This window comes from Corynebacterium sp. HMSC063A05, assembly GCF_001809695.1.
In the GTDB taxonomy this organism is placed as follows: domain Bacteria; phylum Actinomycetota; class Actinomycetes; order Mycobacteriales; family Mycobacteriaceae; genus Corynebacterium; species Corynebacterium amycolatum.
Map to the genome: position 1 here is coordinate 359,270 of NZ_KV798496.1, position 14,988 is coordinate 374,257.

Here is a 14,988-nt window from a genome sequence, read left to right on the forward strand (position 1 = left end):
AATCGCGGGAACGACATTCCTGCGGCTGCCGCAGCAAACTTCCTCATCTGATTCCGGCATCTGGCCTTGACCTTGACGCGACGTCAAACAGAAAGATGATTCCCGTGAGCAACAACGACAACGAGTACACCATCGGCGAGGCAGCCGAGCTCCTGGGCGTTACAACGCGCACGCTGCGACATTGGGATGCCATCGGGCTGCTCAGCCCGCAGTATCGCACGTGGTCCGACTACCGCCTCTACACCGATGAGGATATCGACACGGCATTGGAGATTCTGGTCTATCGCGCCGCTGGTGTGCCGTTGAAGACTATCGAGGAGTTCATCCACTGCGATTCCTCCTCGAGAAGTCGGAAAGATCGTTTGCTCGCACAGCGAACTGTTCTCACAGAGAAGATCGCTGCCCTGCACCACATGGTGCAGTCTCTGGACAAACTGATTGAGGAAGGACACACGATGGAAGCAAAGACGAAGGCAGAGCTCTTGGGCCGCGATTGGCAGAATCTAGAAGCCGAAGCTGAGGAACGCTGGGGCGACACCACCGAGTGGGAGCAATCCCAGCAGGCTCAGGAAAAGATGAATGACAGCGACTGGGCTGCTCTTGAGGCAGAGGCTAAGGATTTTGCCGATGCGCTTGCCGACGCCGCCGAGCGCCACGTGGAGCCCGGTTCCACTGAAGCGGCCGAGCTAGTTGACCGTCACTTGGCCACTATTACCCGCTTCTACGAAGCTGGTCGAGAAAAGCAGATTCTGTTGGCACGCATGTACGTCGCTGATTCCCGGTTTGATCGGTATTACCGTGGCAATGCTGGCTACCTGCTGGAGTTGATTGAAGCTCAGGCCCGTAAGGAAGGTATTGACCCGGCTACGGCCGAGTGGCGTTAGGCGGCCTGTAGCGGTACCTGGCAGGTGGCGCTAGGCTGCGGCAGGCGCTTTCATACCCCCGAAATACATGGACCAATGGACTACCGGCGTGCATTTTTAGTGGTGTTTGACGGATAATTGACGGAGAAATACCTTCATACTGCCAAAGCTATGTAATCCATATTTTTGGGTCAGCTTCTCCCATGGCTCCGTCATAACCCTAACTCGGGAAGGAATTAACTATGAAGTTCTCTCGCTCTATCGCCGCTGTCGCCATTGGCGCCGCTACTGTGCTGGGCGCTGTTGCTGCCTCTCCGGCTGTCGCACAGGCTATTGGTTGCCCCTTTGCACCAGTGCATAAGTATGAAGAACACCGCTTCTCTGGTTCTTCGACTTCCGCAGATGCTTTCAAGGTTTGGTTTAACGGTGGCGTCTACATTGAACCAATCGTAGAAACGCTGGATTTGGTTGAGCTTCAGGTTAACGACACCCAGGTCGCTCACGCTGGCGACATCATCTACAAGGATGAAAACGGCAACTTCTGGGTGAAGTAGTCTACGCAGGAAAAACCGAGTGTAATTACAGGTCTTACCCCATGGCAGATTAACCTCATCTGAATAGGGCTATAGCGCTTAGCGTTGTGGAGTCACTGGTACTCTGTCTCGCACCTTTTGCAATTTCTGCCACTAGCCCTCGTTTTCTGGAGTGTTCCACCATGGAAATCATCATCGTCGATTCTGAGGCTGAAGTCGCGAGCATCGCTTCGGATTACCTCGCGCACTACGCCAACAAGGGTGTAAACCTCGGTGTAGCAACAGGATCGACCCCGCTTGCGACGTATCGGGAGCTGATTCGTCGCCATCGGGCTGGTGAAGTCACTTTCAAGGACTGCAGCTTCTTCGCACTCGACGAATACGTGGGCCTGCCCATCGAGCATGAGCAGAGCTACTACCACGTGATTCACAACGAGTTTTCCGATCACGTGGATGTCGACCCGGCGCGGGTCCATATTCCCGATGGTCTCGCAGACGACATTGGCGCTGCCTGCGAGGACTACGAACGCAAGATTATCGAGGCCGGCGGCATTGACATTCAGTTACTGGGCATCGGCACAAATGGGCATGTCGGTTTTAACGAGCCCGCCAGCTCTTTCGGTTCCCTGACTCGCATTAAGACGCTGCACCCGCAGACCGTGCTGGATAACGCCCGCTTCTTCGACTCCACCGAAGACGTGCCGTACCACGTGGTCACCCAGGGTCTTGGCACCATTTCACGTGCGGGGCACCTCCTGCTGCTGGCCACAGGTTTTGCAAAGGCGCATGCCATTGCCGCCTCCATCGAGGGCCCGCTGAGCGCTTCTATGCCCGCGTCCGTATTGCAGCTGCACCCACGGGCCACGGTTGTGATTGATCAGGCTGCAGCCAGTGAGCTGAAGAACAAGGAATACTACGAGTTCACCTACGCTCATAAGCCGCAGTGGCAGAAGGATATGTGGAAGTAGGCCCCAGCTGCCCCCCTACTATTGCCCTACCGCACCCCGCCACACACGACTAGTCTGCACTAGTCGTCGTCATCGTCATCCATCTCCAGCTCGGGGTCTTCGGCACGCGCCTGCTCGTAGACCTCCTTTGCGGCCGTGAGATTAATGACGCCGATGACAAGTCCTACGACGATGTCCGGCCATGCGCTGAACCAGAAAATGGTGACCACTCCAGCGGCGAGAATGAGCAGGTTCGCCAGGACGTCGTTACGCGCCGCCAACCACGCGCCGCGCATGAGCGCACTGTCGGCTTTGCGCAGGTTCATCAGCAAAATCGCGCAGACCAGGTTGATGACCATCGCAATAATCGCAGTCACCGACAGCGTTAGCGGCTCTGGCGGCTCACCGCTGATCATCTTCCAGATGGCAGTGCCGAACGCCGCAATCGCCGGAATCAGGATTAGCCCGGCAAGGCCGAAGCTTGCTTTACGACGGCTCGCCAGCGACCAACCCAATGCGGTGAGAACCAGCAGGTTCATGAGGAAATCTTCAAGAAAGTCTGCAGCGTCGGCGAACAGCGCTGCGGAGCCAATAATTGAGGCAACAATTAATTCAATGAAGAATCCGAGAAGATTCAGGCCTGCTACCCACGCAACAATTTTGCGGGCACGGTGATCCAAAGTCGATGAGGTAAACACGGGGGGGGGGCATCGTAACGCCCGGCACGAGTACCATCGAAACCCATGACCCCCGCACAGAAATTTCACTCAGAAATGAAGGTTCCCGGCGGCAAATTGGTTGTTGCCGACTGCGAGACCACAGGTGACACGATTTCGTCGATAAGCATTTCGGGCGATTTTTTCCTCGAACCCGATGAAGCCTACGACATTATTAATGACGCTCTCCTCGGTGCGCCTGCCGGGGACAATACGGAACGCCTACAGGCTCGCCTCGATGCGGCGCTGAAGGATTTTGAGGATCAGTCTGGCCGCGAGGTGCGACTGCACGGTTTTGATACCCACATCATTGCGCAAGTCGTTCGACGTGCACTGACACAGGCCGTCGACTTCACTGATTTGGAGTGGGAGGTTTTGCAGCCGGGTGTCCTGCCGACGGTGATGAATGTTGCGCTCGACGAGGTCCTTCTTGATCAAGTCAATTCCGGGCAGCGCGGACCGACTCTGCGTTTCTGGGATTGGGATGATCGTGCCACTGTGATCGGTTCATATCAGTCTTATGTCAACGAACTCGAGCCCGAGGGTGTAGAGAAGCACGATGTGCAAGTGGTGCGTCGTCTCTCCGGCGGTGGCGCGATGTTCATGGAGGGCGGCAACTGCGTCACCTACTCGATCTATGTACCAGAGAAGCTGGTCGCTGGTCTTAGCTACGTCGAATCCTATGAATTCCTCGACCGCTGGGTCATCGCTGCACTTGCGCAGCTCGGGGTCAATGCGTGGTATGTCCCCATCAATGACATCACCTCCGATGGCGGCAAGATTGGTGGTGCCGCACAGAAGCGCCGTGGCTCAACAGTGCTTCACCACGTCACCATGAGTTATGACATCGACGCTGACAAAATGATGGAAGTCCTGCGCATTGGCAAGGCCAAGATTGCCGATAAGGGCCTGCGCAGCGCGAAGAAGCGCGTCGATCCGCTCCGTCGCCAGACCGGTGCCAGCCGCGCGGAAGTCATTGACACGATGAAGCAGACATTCATCAACCGCTACGGTGCCGCCGAGGCATCGCTTTCCGATGAGGACTTCGCTGCGGCGCAGCATCTTATTGACACCAAATACGGCACGGAGGGCTGGACTCACCGAGTCCCCTAATGCCCACGCCAACTATCTAAATGAAGAAAATCTTCGGGAAAGAGAGTTAACTGGATAAAAAGTAAACCAAGGAGACTCGGCGTGGACGACGAGAAGAAACGGCGTCAAGTGGAAAGAAATCTGACGATACGTCCACTCATTAGTGAGTGCGTCGCCGAATATTAGCTCTCCATGCCCACCAGTTTCTCCGCCAACTCCGCAACATCGTTTGGGTGATACTGCGCGGGCCGGTTTCGCTTCGGCGAGCAGGAATCAATGACATCCCGCCACCGCTGCGGAATGCCGGAGGCCCCAAAGACGCCACCGAGAAAAGCACCAACAATGGCCGCGTTAGTGTCGGTGTCGCCGCCACGGCCAATGACTCGGACCAGAGAGTCCTCAAAGGTCGTGGTTTTGTCTTCTACCCGGCGCAGTTCTTCATGCAGTGCCCACAGCGCAAAGCGCAGCCATCCCTGATGCACCGAGAAATCCGGCTCCCCGCTATCCACCACGGCACCGCTGGCCTGCCACTCGGTTTCCCACTGCGCGCGCTGGGAAGCCAGCCACTCCATCAGCGCACTCACGCCAATGCCGCGGCGCGGCTGGTGGAGGCCGCCGCTGATGACGTCGGCAAGCGCGGATGCGTAACGTGAATTGGCCTCTATGCACACTGGGTGCGGGTGCGTGATGGCGGCGTCCTTGCGGGCGAGTTCGCCAGCACGTGCGGGGTTGCGCCAGTACACGATAGCCAGCGGTGAGATACGCATGAGCGCGCCGTTAGCCTGGGAGTTCGGGTTCGGCGCGCGCCGGAGCAACGCTGCCGTGGTGGCCTCTCCGATGTCGAAAGCGTCGGAGTTTGCCCAGCGCACATAGGACTCGCGGACATCGGCGGCATCGTAGCCTTCGCAGCGCACCAGTGAGCGTGCCAGCGCCAGCGCCATTTCGGAGTCATCAGTGGGCTGGCCGGCGGCGATGTTGTGGGTGCCGCCATCGGCAAGTTCACAGACACCGTGTGGGTAGCGCTGTGCAATCTCCTCGGCACTACAAAACTCCACTAGCGCGCCGAGGTTATCGCCGATGACCTGGCCATAGAGCACGCCGCGGGCACGGTCGACTACGCGGGCGAAAGCATCGGAATTGTGATTCACAGGCACCTCTTACAGAGCTTGACGGCGTTGGCGGCTTGAATGGCATCGGCGAATTCACCGAGACACCTGTACAACGCCGCTACAATCCCCGCGAGAGGTTCCAGCGCAGAACCGCAGGTCGGTCATGGTAGCGACCGAGCACGGACAGGGATGCGGTATTCAATGGGAAGGACTGGCCAAGTGCAATGGGCAGTTCCAACCAGGCTGTGGTGAGCGCACGCAGCGAGTGACCGTGGGCGAACAGAATCGCCTTGTCTTCGCCCGATTCACGCACCCTTTTCACCACTCGCTCAACTCGCTCACGGACTTCCTCCGCGGTTTCGCCATTGGGCACACCGTGAGTCCAAATCTGCCAATCGGGAACGGTCTTTTGCACTTCCTTCGAGGTAATCCCCTCGTAGTCGCCATAGAACCATTCCGCGAGATCCTCTTCGACCTCGAAGTCGTGGAACCCCGCCAATCGAGCGGTCTCCTGGGCGCGCTGACGGGGTGATGCCAGCACTAGCCCAAAGTCCTTCGGATCCAGCCAGCCGTTGAGGGCCTTGGCTTCTTCCCGACCGTTGTCAGTCAGCGGAAGATCAGTTACCGATGTGTGCTGCCCAGTGCGCGACCACTCAGTTTCACCGTGCCGCACGAGATATAAATCAGTCATAGTTCCAGCTTAGGCTTATTTGAAAATGCTGTTAGCCGCGGTAACCCTGCTAGCCCATCACGGGGTCACGGACTTCCAAGCCATGCTCCGGGTCCTCACACACCGTTACCGCTCCCAACTCCTCAGACCTCGCCGCCGTCGGAGAGCTACAGGTCCAGTCCCCTACTTGAGCGGTCAGGGTGTTGCCACCGCCCTCAGTGTCCTTGATTGCGTCGTACCGATCCAACACATCCATGGCCTCAGCGCAGGTCATCTCACCCTTGACCACTTCCGCCAGACGATGGCCCTCCATGGCACCGCACATCATCGGCCCCTGAACAAGTGCATCCGTGCCCTGACTGTAGCCCCTCGCCGGCTCACTCCCCTGGGCCATGAGTTCCTCGGCGGAATCGAAAACCTTGCCGGAGGTGCGAATATTCTTGTCCTTGCCTTCGATGGTAAAGGCCGCGTTATCCGACTGGCACACCAGCTTGTTCGCATCCGTCTTCGCACACGCAGCGGTGCCGAAGCTCGTCCATTGGCCGTCGTCAAGCTCTTCCTGAGCCGGCGGTACCCCTTCGACGAGCGTGTACGCGGCACCTGAAGTATTCAGCATGATTGCGCCCGGCGACTGTGGTGGGAACGGCGGAACCTCCACGTCGGGAATCGACGAATCAGCCTTACCGATGCACGTCACCGCGCCGTCTGAGTAGAAACACTCGCTCTTTTTCCCGTCTAGCGTGACGTAGAACGCCTTGATTCCGTTCTGGCTAAACCGCTGAACGTCAATTTTCTGGTAGGCGCTTTCATCAAATCCGATGCTGTCGACGCTTGTCCCCTTCGTCGGCGACGGCATCTTCGGATTATCGCCCTCGCTTGCCGACGTCGATTGCGACTGTACCTCACTCTGATCATTGTTGCTTTGTGATGCGGCGGCATCTTCGGAATCTGAAGATGAGCAGCCGACGAGAGTTCCGAGCATGACAACAGCAAGGCCCGCGGTCATCCGAAACATCGCACTGCGACTGGATCGAATAGGACTCGCGGGCATCTGGTTTTGGGTGACTGACATGAAATCAGCTTATCGCCGAACGAATCGGCTGGCTTGTTGTTTGCCGTATTTAACGGATGCGACTAAGACCGCTGCTTAAGCGTCTCCACTGCACGGTCGGCGAGCTCCTCGCCAGCACCGTCGTAGAGGTAGACGGCCATGTCGGCACCAACGTTGAGAAGCTGATCCTTAAACCTCTGCACCTTAGTGGTGGTAGCAACCACGGCTTCGGTGTCCTGCTTACGGATGTTCTGAATCATCGCGTAGGTCTCAGCGTGCTCAGACAGCGCCAACACGTACAGCGCTGGTTTCTTCTCCAACTCGATGTGGTGCCAGAGCTCTGGGTCTGTCACATCGCCTGGGATGACCTGGTAGCCCTGCTCGCGCAGCTCTTCGATGCGATCCTCGTCGAAATCAACACCGAAGACGTTCATGCCGTACTCGTTGACCAACCTGCCGTAGACACCAACGCCGACTCGCCCCATACCCATGATGAGAGCATCGGCGTTATCAATAATGACCTTTGCCTCTTCTGGCACCAGGCGGTCCTCTGGGGTTTCTGGGACGAACTTCTGCAGGAAGCTGACAATCTTGTCTTCGTGCGGGGCCATCAGCGAGCTGGCAATGAAGCTACCCGCCACGGCGACTGCCATAATCGAGGTCCATTCTTCCGGCAGAATGTCCTGTTGCGTCGCCGCCGCCATCACAATTAGGCCGAACTCCGAGTAGTTACTCAACGTCAGCCCCGCCAGCGCACTCGTGCGCAGCGACAGTCCCATGCGCTTGAGAATCCAGATGAAGATAGTGGCCTTGAACACCAGGAACAGCACCATAATCGCAGCGATGACGTAGCCGCCCGCGCTTGGCAGACCACCGAGACCAATCTCGATAAAGAACGCGACCAGCAGTAGCTCACGAATACTAATCAGTGCTTCCGACAGACGGTCAGAAATTGGGTGCGAAGACAGCAGAATACCGGCGACCAGGGACCCCAGCGAGCCAGAGAGCCCTGCCAGTTCGAAAGCCGAGTAAGAAGCCACTGCAATACCAATACCGGTGAGAACCAGCAGCTCAGTGCGGAACATGCGGTTGGGAAGCCGCGCCGCCAGCGGGCGAATGAAGAACAATAGTGGCAGCGCCAGCGCCCACAGCTCCGGGGTCTTACCCGACGATGCCACCAGCACGCCGACCGCAATGATGTCCTGCAGAATGAGTACACCAATCGCGATACGTCCGATGGCCGAAGCACCGCGGTTCTGCTCCTCCAAGTGGCTCATCACAAACACCGTCGACGAAAATGAAGTCGCGATGCCGATGTAAATTAGCGCGGTCACCGACAGTCCCGTGAGCTCACGCAGCGGCAAGAAACTGGCGACACCGAACAGCACGGCAAAAACTACCGTGTTTAAAAACGCGTGGCCAAGCCCCGAAAAGACCACTCGTGGCGCCACGATATCCTTCGGATTTAGCTTCAGACCGATTGTGAACAGCAAGGTGGTAACACCAAGCTCGGCCAGCGAATCAATGAACGGGATTTCCTCAAGCCCCATTGCATGAACGGCAAAACCGGCCCCAAGGAAACCAATCAGCGGCGGCAGCCGAAGCAACGACGCACCGAGTCCGCCGATAATCGAAAACAGTATTGCTGTTAGGTATACGGATTCCACCCATCAAAGATATCGGCTGACACTACCGATTGATGCAGTGGCTAACCATTAACAGATTTTTAACACCAAACCGGGGTTAGCTTCTTGGGAGTTAGCGCCGGTACGGGACCTCGCCCAACGCAATCGGCTGCGGGTGCTCTGTAACCCACTCGATTGTCGCCTCCGTCAGCGCATCAATGTCCGCCTCACCAGCTTTGCGCTGCTTTACGACGGCCATGGCATCCTCGGCGGCCCCAACCGTCTCCAGCCAGAAGTCGATCATCTTGGCATAGTCTTCGTCCCAGTTGACGTAGCCCATCTCCAGCGCTTCGTACCCGAGCCGGCCCACGATGCGGATAACTTCGCCCTGCACAGTCGCGGCTGGGCCACCACCCGGCACCAGGTAGTTCCAGAGGTATCGGAACTGGCCGTTGATCGACTTGTCTGCGGGGACAATAATGTCGCTGTGGCCGTCGTGAGGCGTGATTTCCTGCGGGCGGTCAGCACCGATGCGCTCATATAGTCGATCCATGACTGGCTGGTACTTGTCGCGCTGCTTGTCTGACAGGCGGTTGTAGCGGCGACCGAACTTAGTGAACTCTTCGCGAGCTTCGTCGTCGATTTCCGAACCCGCGTCCAGGAGCACCTCGATACTCGCTAGGACTCGACTGAGGGAATCGATATCGGCGGTAGCGACGGCCTCTTTGAACGCTGTCCGGCCGTGACCGAGGCGGTTCTCGCGGTGAAGGTCAGCGCCATTTTCCAACAGCAACGCAATCGCCTTGGGCTGATGGCTCTTCGCTGCCATGAAAAGCGGCGGATGGGTGCCAGCTTCGATGTCTGCACCGCAGTCAAGCAGAATCTTCATCTTGTCGATATCGCCCCGGCTTGCATGCTCTGCCAGGGCGGTCCGACCGAAGCGGTTCTCGGTGTTGACGTCGAGCCCCTGGTCGATTAGCCAGCGCATGAGCTCTAGAGGGGTACCACGGAGCGCCAGTGCAGTGTCCTTGCTGTATCCGAAAACTGCGTTGAGTGCGCAAGCGTCATAGACGGCCTTCAGCGCATCCATGTCACCGGCTTCGAGCAGCTCTTCGAAGTCCTCGACCAGTTTCTTCCGCTTCCGTGGCATGCTGTTTCCCTTTCTGCGCGCTAAATGGGGCGTAGACAAATGGACTGTCGGGCAATGGAGTGGTGGAGCGATCGGTTGACGCGTAATTGGCTAGCGGGGCCGGCCCCACGGAGTAACAACACCGTGAGGTTATGAACGCAGACTAGCGGAAGTCAGAGAGTTTGGCGCGTAGAGCTTTCTTCTCGAAGGATTCATAACCGCACTCCTTCAAATGGTCGGCGGTATGATTTCCCGACAAATCCTCTTACAAACTGCTGTTACAGGTACATGCAAAATTAGAGAACGAACTTAAAAAACATAATCACTCACATGCATATCTCGCTCAACTGGACGATTGAGTTTATTGCCACGACATAGGATTAAAATCAGTTCAGCATATGAAAAATAGGCAATCGCCAAACTTCGGACTACGCCAATAAAGAAATACTTGGCTATATGGAAATCCTTGGGATTAGCTCTAAGCTTTTCCCATTTAGCTCTTTTCTTACCTGAATGAATTAACCCGCCATAGAAAAATAGTGAGATTAATTCATTAGGCAGCATCTCCATATAGCCCATACTATCGGCTAACTCATGAGGGTTTCCATATATGCGCTGAAAGGTCAGAGTCTCAATATTCTTATTCAGTAACCTACCAATATGATTCTCAATTGGGGCTGAAAAATTTTCCCTTAATAGCAACTGGAGATCGTTTGGCAACTGTGCTGATAGGTTTCGTTGGATAATATTACGTGCACTCGCGAAACAGGTAGGACCAGGTTCCGAATCTGAATACACTCTACGAAAAGCTACCGCTATATTGCGAAGATCATTTTCTGTTACTACTTTTATAGATGTAGAATACGACTTTTCAGCAGTGAATTGCCATAGAACGGAATTAGGACTCCACAATACATCAAGTTGAGCTAATTCCGAACACGCGTCAATGAAGGTTTGGAGCGAATTACGATCATCTTCCGACAATTCCAATCGCGCATTCATCGCAAGCCAATATGGTCGAACTTCAGAGATTGCTACAAATGTACACCAATCCCGCAAAACACCTGCCGGGTTTTTCATCACCCTTCTAAACGGCACTGTTTTTTCGTCTAAATCTGAGACGACTCTTGGCTGATAGAACATACCAGAAAACTCACTTCACTATTTAGCCTAAAGCGCTAGACAGCCGAGGCAGTTAATTATCACATTCTCCCGGTATCGAGCGTAATACGCCCCTCTACTTACCGCCCTCGTCGGTAGACAGCGCAGCCACGAATGCTTCCTGCGGCACTGAGACCGAACCGATATTCTTCATACGCTTCTTACCGGCCTTCTGCTTCTCCAGCAGCTTGCGCTTACGGGAAATGTCACCGCCGTAGCACTTGGCAAGGACGTCCTTGCGCAGTGCACGAATGTTTTCACGGGCGATAATCTTCGAACCGATTGCAGCCTGAACCGGGACCTCGAACTGCTGGCGAGGAATCAGCTCGCGCAGCTTCTTGGTCATCTTGTTGCCGTACCACTGGGCGTTGTCGCGGTGGACGATAGCGGAGAAAGCATCGACGGCCTCTCCCTGCAGCAGGATGTCAACCTTGACCAGATCCGCAAGCTGCTCACCGGCATCTTCGTAGTTCAGCGAGGCATAACCCCTGGTACGGGACTTCAGCATGTCGAAGAAATCAAAGATAATCTCGCCCAGCGGCATCTTGTAACGCAGCTCCACGCGGTCTTCCGACAGGTAGTCCATACCGCCCATCTCGCCGCGCTTCTGCTGGCACAGCTCCATGGTGGGACCAACGAATTCACTCGGCACAACGATGGTGCACTTGACCATCGGCTCGTAAATCTCGCGGAGCTTGCCCTCCGGCCAGTCACTCGGATTGTGAACGGTGACCTCGGTGCCGTCCTCAGTGACAACGCGGTAGACAACGTTCGGGGCCGTCGAAATCAGATCCAGGTCAAACTCGCGCTCCAGTCGGGCGCGGGTGATCTCCATGTGCAGCAGCCCCAGGAAACCACCGCGGAAACCAAACCCGAGAGCCACCGAGGTCTCCGGTTCGAATGTCAACGAAGCGTCGTTAAGCTGGAGCTTTTCCAACGCATCGCGCAGGTCAGGATAGTCGGCCTGAGAAATTGGGAACAGCCCGGAGTAGACCATTGGCTTGGGCTCTTCGTAGCCTTCCAGCGGCTCCTCAGCCGGTGTGGCGTTCAGCGTGACGGTGTCACCGACCTTGGACTGACGGACATCCTTCACACCGGTGATGAGATAACCGACCTCGCCGACGCCAAGCCCCTTACACTTCTTCGGTTGCGGCGAAACAATGCCAATTTCCAGCAGCTCGTGCTTAGTGCCAGTGGACATCATCTGAATGACTTCACGCGGCTTGAGCTGACCATCAACAACACGGATGTAGGTGACCACACCGCGGTAGGTGTCGTAGACCGAGTCAAAAATCAGCGCACGGGCAGGTGCCTCCGGGTCGCCGACCGGTGCCGGGACGAGCTCACAGACTCGGTCGAGCATCTCCTCAACGCCCTCACCAGTCTTACCCGAAACACGCATGACATCCTCCGGCTCACAGCCGATGATGTGCGCGATTTCCTCCGCGTACTTATCCGGATCCGCGGCCGGCAGGTCAATCTTGTTCAGAACTGGGATGATCTCCAGGTCATTTTCCATGGCCAAGTACAGATTGGCCAGCGTCTGCGCTTCAATGCCCTGCGCGGCGTCGACAAGCAGAATCGCGCCCTCACACGCCTCTAGCGCACGCGAGACCTCGTAGGTGAAGTCAACGTGACCAGGCGTATCAATCAGATGCAGGACAATCTCTTCCCCCGCGTGCTTACCTGTGCTCGGAACCCACGGCAGGCGCACGTTCTGAGCCTTAATCGTGATGCCTCGTTCGCGCTCAATATCCATATTGTCGAGGTACTGATCGCGCATGTCGCGCGCCTCCACAACACCCGAGAGCTGCAGAATTCGGTCCGCCAGGGTGGACTTACCGTGGTCAATGTGCGCAATAATGCAGAAATTTCGAATCCGTGAGGGGTCCGTAAAAGTCTGCTCCGCAAAATTCTTGGTCACGTTGGGTCTACTCCGAAAAATAAAGACGTTATGGGCATTGGGGCGCGGCATGAACCGACCCATATGCGCCGGCCTCGAAAACCGACCAGCCGGGCTTAAATACAATCACGCACAATCTTACCTATCGATTCCCTCCGCACTAAACCTCTAGACTTAGATTTCATGAGCTCCACTTCGTCCACCGATCAAAATGAACGCGAAAGCTGGCCACGCCGCCTGCGTAATCGCATCAGCGCGCGTCTTTTCGCCGGTACCGAGTGGTTCCGCGGCCCCGACACACTCGATGAGGCGCTGTTTAAGCTCAACACGCAACTTGGGCTCGCTCAGGACACCTCGCTTTCCGACGAGTCCAAGGAGGCCCTACTTCGCCTGCGAGACCCGGTGACCATCGCGCGTCCAACCGCGGAACTGGCCCGCACGATCGTGTACAGCCCCGACATGGATGGCCAAGCCGACCCCGGCGAAGTGGTGTGGATTCCATTGCAACTCGAAGGCGAAGACGCCGCCTTGCGGGAGCGCGCAGTTGTCGTGGTTGGCCGCCATGACCAGTACCTTCTGGGCATGCTGATTTCCACTCGCACCGAGCACAGCGAGCAACCGGAGTGGCAGTTTATCGGCAGCGGGTTCTGGAATGAAGACCCCAAGCCATCCTGGGTTCGCATGGACCGCATCTTGCTCATCCCGGAATCAGGCATTCGCCGCGCAGGTGCGATGATGCCCCGCAGGCGCTTCGAGCTCATCGCCGCCCGACTGCGCGGGGACTACGGCTGGAATTAGGCAGTGGCTGGTATTAGGCAGCGCTGTTTGCTAAGATTCTGCAAGTTGTTTACCGTTGTGTTCCTTTACGGCGAGCGCGGGCAGGACCTTGGGTTCGCGTTTTCATCGTCGTACAAGCGCAGTGCGCGGTGTGATCTCGCTGGTTGATTAGTTTGACCGGCGATGATTGTACAGCATGATATGCACTGTGATCAGGACTTTTCTTGGTGGCGGGCGGTAACAATTCCAACTACTACGGATACAAGAGGTATTCACGATGGCAAATATCAAGTCCCAGATCAAGCGCAACAAGACCAATGAGAAGGCTCGCCTGCGTAACCAGGCAATCCGCTCTGCAGTCCGCACTGAGATCCGCAAGTTCAAGGCTGCTGTTGAGGCTGGCGACAAGGCTGCTGCTGAGGCTCAGCTGCGCGTTGCATCCCGCAAGCTGGACAAGGCTGTCACCAAGGGCGTCTTCCACCGCAACACTGCGGCTAACAAGAAGTCCGGTATGGCTAAGGCTTTCAACAAGCTGGAGGGCTAATTCCCTTTTGGCGCTGTGAGCTGTGCTGTTGCAGCGGCTGTTTCAGCGCTGCGCTTGCGTCGTGTGAGCACTGCTTTTACGCCGCGCTTGCACCGTGAAAGTTAACCGCTTTCTGCTATTTTCCGATTTTCAATTCGGAATGTGGCGGGAGGCGGTTTTTCTTATTTAATCCCAATGCGAGTTACTGACTGCGTTTATGTTTGGCGACGGCGGGCCGATGCGAGTTACTGACTGCGTTTATGTCAAAATTGGCCTGAAAAATGGCTTGAAAGTGCTATAAACTTACACAGTTTCACATTTGCAGCCCGTTGGGCTGGCCGTGGACCCCGCCTCCCACACTGTTGGTTGTTGATTTCCATCGCTTCGGTTCCAGCACACCAACCTGCGGCCAGCACATGCGGACAGCACAATTTCTACAGGAAGGAAACTCATGCCGAAGACAACTTTCACGACCGTTGCGCACGCCCCTACCAACCTCGAAACCACGGTGACCTCTCGAGACATGAGCTTCACCCTGGACGAGCCGACTGACCTCGGGGGAACCAACAAGGGCATGAACCCGGTCGAGGCGCTGCTCGGAGCCCTCGGCGCCTGCAAGTGCATCGTCGTCCGCTCATTCGCCGCTGCCCAGGGCATCAAGCTCAACGATGTCAAGGTTGAATGCTCTGGTGTGCTCGACCCAGACGGATTCATGGGGAAGACCCCGGAGGCAAAGATTGGTTTCTCCGAGATCCACACCCGCTTCCACATTGATGCCGACAACACGAGGGAAGAACTAGTTGCATTCCTCGACTTTGTCGAATCCCACTGCCCGGTTCAGGACACGCTGTCTAACCCGGCTGCATCTTCCTTCGAGCTCGCATAGCGA

General features: G+C 56.4%; 15 protein-coding genes. 7 read left to right on the forward strand and 8 right to left on the reverse strand.

The window, feature by feature from the left end; all coding sequences use genetic code 11:
* The first annotated feature begins 95 nt into the window (after window positions 1-95).
* From HMPREF2651_RS03305 to nagB, 3 genes are all read left to right on the forward strand, one after another.
* The gene (locus tag HMPREF2651_RS03305; protein WP_049180861.1) at window positions 96-884 is read left to right on the forward strand and encodes a MerR family transcriptional regulator; all 789 of its coding nucleotides are present in this window, start codon (window positions 96-98) and stop codon (window positions 882-884) included.
* Window positions 885-1,105: 221 nt separating this feature from the next.
* Entirely contained in the window at window positions 1,106-1,417 is a 312-nt protein-coding gene (locus tag HMPREF2651_RS03310; protein ID WP_049180862.1) for a hypothetical protein, read from the forward strand.
* A 161-nt stretch (window positions 1,418-1,578) separates the two neighbouring features.
* Window positions 1,579-2,364: a glucosamine-6-phosphate deaminase gene (nagB, locus tag HMPREF2651_RS03315; protein WP_049180863.1), complete on the forward strand. Its 786-nt coding sequence runs from the start codon at window positions 1,579-1,581 to the stop codon at window positions 2,362-2,364.
* 59 nt (window positions 2,365-2,423) lie between these two features.
* Here nagB and HMPREF2651_RS03320 read toward each other — a convergent pair whose 3' ends face one another.
* Window positions 2,424-3,041: a cation efflux transmembrane domain-containing protein gene (locus HMPREF2651_RS03320; RefSeq protein ID WP_049180864.1), complete on the reverse strand. Its 618-nt coding sequence runs from the start codon at window positions 3,039-3,041 to the stop codon at window positions 2,424-2,426.
* Window positions 3,042-3,086: 45 nt separating this feature from the next.
* Here HMPREF2651_RS03320 and HMPREF2651_RS03325 point away from each other — a divergent pair, with 45 nt between their 5' ends.
* A complete protein-coding gene (locus HMPREF2651_RS03325; protein WP_038628161.1) occupies window positions 3,087-4,172 on the forward strand; it encodes a lipoate--protein ligase family protein in 1,086 nt (361 codons plus the stop codon).
* Window positions 4,173-4,333: 161 nt separating this feature from the next.
* On the opposite strand, the gene HMPREF2651_RS03330 is transcribed toward HMPREF2651_RS03325, so the two are convergent.
* From HMPREF2651_RS03330 to lepA, 7 genes are all read right to left on the reverse strand, one after another.
* Window positions 4,334-5,299, reverse strand: coding sequence for an ADP-ribosylglycohydrolase family protein (locus tag HMPREF2651_RS03330; protein ID WP_016422328.1), 966 nt, complete (start codon window positions 5,297-5,299; stop codon window positions 4,334-4,336).
* Window positions 5,300-5,378: 79 nt separating this feature from the next.
* The gene (locus HMPREF2651_RS03335) at window positions 5,379-5,951 is read right to left on the reverse strand and encodes a histidine phosphatase family protein (RefSeq protein WP_005511515.1); all 573 of its coding nucleotides are present in this window, start codon (window positions 5,949-5,951) and stop codon (window positions 5,379-5,381) included.
* A 49-nt stretch (window positions 5,952-6,000) separates the two neighbouring features.
* Window positions 6,001-6,936 (reverse strand): hypothetical protein, encoded by a 936-nt coding sequence (locus HMPREF2651_RS03340; protein WP_224786603.1) that lies wholly within the window; start codon window positions 6,934-6,936, stop codon window positions 6,001-6,003.
* A 128-nt stretch (window positions 6,937-7,064) separates the two neighbouring features.
* Entirely contained in the window at window positions 7,065-8,648 is a 1,584-nt protein-coding gene (locus HMPREF2651_RS03345) for a cation:proton antiporter family protein (RefSeq protein ID WP_005511540.1), read from the reverse strand.
* Between the two features lie 91 nt (window positions 8,649-8,739).
* On the reverse strand, window positions 8,740-9,756 hold the full coding sequence (locus HMPREF2651_RS03350; RefSeq protein ID WP_049182068.1) for an ankyrin repeat domain-containing protein: 1,017 nt from the start codon (window positions 9,754-9,756) through the stop codon (window positions 8,740-8,742).
* A gap of 288 nt (window positions 9,757-10,044) precedes the next feature.
* A complete protein-coding gene (locus HMPREF2651_RS10880) occupies window positions 10,045-10,878 on the reverse strand; it encodes a hypothetical protein (RefSeq protein ID WP_141746475.1) in 834 nt (277 codons plus the stop codon).
* A gap of 94 nt (window positions 10,879-10,972) precedes the next feature.
* Complete coding sequence (gene lepA, locus HMPREF2651_RS03355) at window positions 10,973-12,820, reverse strand: translation elongation factor 4 (protein WP_141746476.1); 1,848 nt, start codon at window positions 12,818-12,820, stop codon at window positions 10,973-10,975.
* Window positions 12,821-12,982: 162 nt separating this feature from the next.
* On the opposite strand from lepA, the gene HMPREF2651_RS03360 reads away from it, so the two are divergent.
* The 3 genes from HMPREF2651_RS03360 (at window position 12,983) to HMPREF2651_RS03370 (ending at window position 14,985) form a co-directional block, all read left to right on the forward strand.
* A complete protein-coding gene (locus tag HMPREF2651_RS03360) occupies window positions 12,983-13,597 on the forward strand; it encodes a type II toxin-antitoxin system PemK/MazF family toxin (protein WP_038628145.1) in 615 nt (204 codons plus the stop codon).
* Window positions 13,598-13,853: 256 nt separating this feature from the next.
* Window positions 13,854-14,120, forward strand: a complete 267-nt coding sequence (gene rpsT, locus HMPREF2651_RS03365) for a 30S ribosomal protein S20 (protein ID WP_038628143.1) — start codon at window positions 13,854-13,856, stop codon at window positions 14,118-14,120.
* Between the two features lie 430 nt (window positions 14,121-14,550).
* The gene (locus HMPREF2651_RS03370) at window positions 14,551-14,985 is read left to right on the forward strand and encodes an OsmC family protein (protein ID WP_049182064.1); all 435 of its coding nucleotides are present in this window, start codon (window positions 14,551-14,553) and stop codon (window positions 14,983-14,985) included.
* Window positions 14,986-14,988 lie beyond the last annotated feature (3 nt).

Coding starts and splice junctions, on each gene's coding strand:
- HMPREF2651_RS03350 (WP_049182068.1), bottom strand. CDS start 9,756: ATGCCACGGAAGCGGAAGAAACTGGTCGAGGACTTCGAAGAGCTGCTC.
- HMPREF2651_RS03310 (WP_049180862.1), top strand. CDS start 1,106: ATGAAGTTCTCTCGCTCTATCGCCGCTGTCGCCATTGGCGCCGCTACT.
- HMPREF2651_RS10880 (WP_141746475.1), bottom strand. CDS start 10,878: ATGTTCTATCAGCCAAGAGTCGTCTCAGATTTAGACGAAAAAACAGTG.
- HMPREF2651_RS03360 (WP_038628145.1), top strand. CDS start 12,983: ATGAGCTCCACTTCGTCCACCGATCAAAATGAACGCGAAAGCTGGCCA.
- HMPREF2651_RS03305 (WP_049180861.1), top strand. CDS start 96: ATGATTCCCGTGAGCAACAACGACAACGAGTACACCATCGGCGAGGCA.
- HMPREF2651_RS03370 (WP_049182064.1), top strand. CDS start 14,551: ATGCCGAAGACAACTTTCACGACCGTTGCGCACGCCCCTACCAACCTC.
- HMPREF2651_RS03325 (WP_038628161.1), top strand. CDS start 3,087: ATGACCCCCGCACAGAAATTTCACTCAGAAATGAAGGTTCCCGGCGGC.
- nagB (WP_049180863.1), top strand. CDS start 1,579: ATGGAAATCATCATCGTCGATTCTGAGGCTGAAGTCGCGAGCATCGCT.
- rpsT (WP_038628143.1), top strand. CDS start 13,854: ATGGCAAATATCAAGTCCCAGATCAAGCGCAACAAGACCAATGAGAAG.
- HMPREF2651_RS03340 (WP_224786603.1), bottom strand. CDS start 6,936: ATGACCGCGGGCCTTGCTGTTGTCATGCTCGGAACTCTCGTCGGCTGC.
- HMPREF2651_RS03335 (WP_005511515.1), bottom strand. CDS start 5,951: ATGACTGATTTATATCTCGTGCGGCACGGTGAAACTGAGTGGTCGCGC.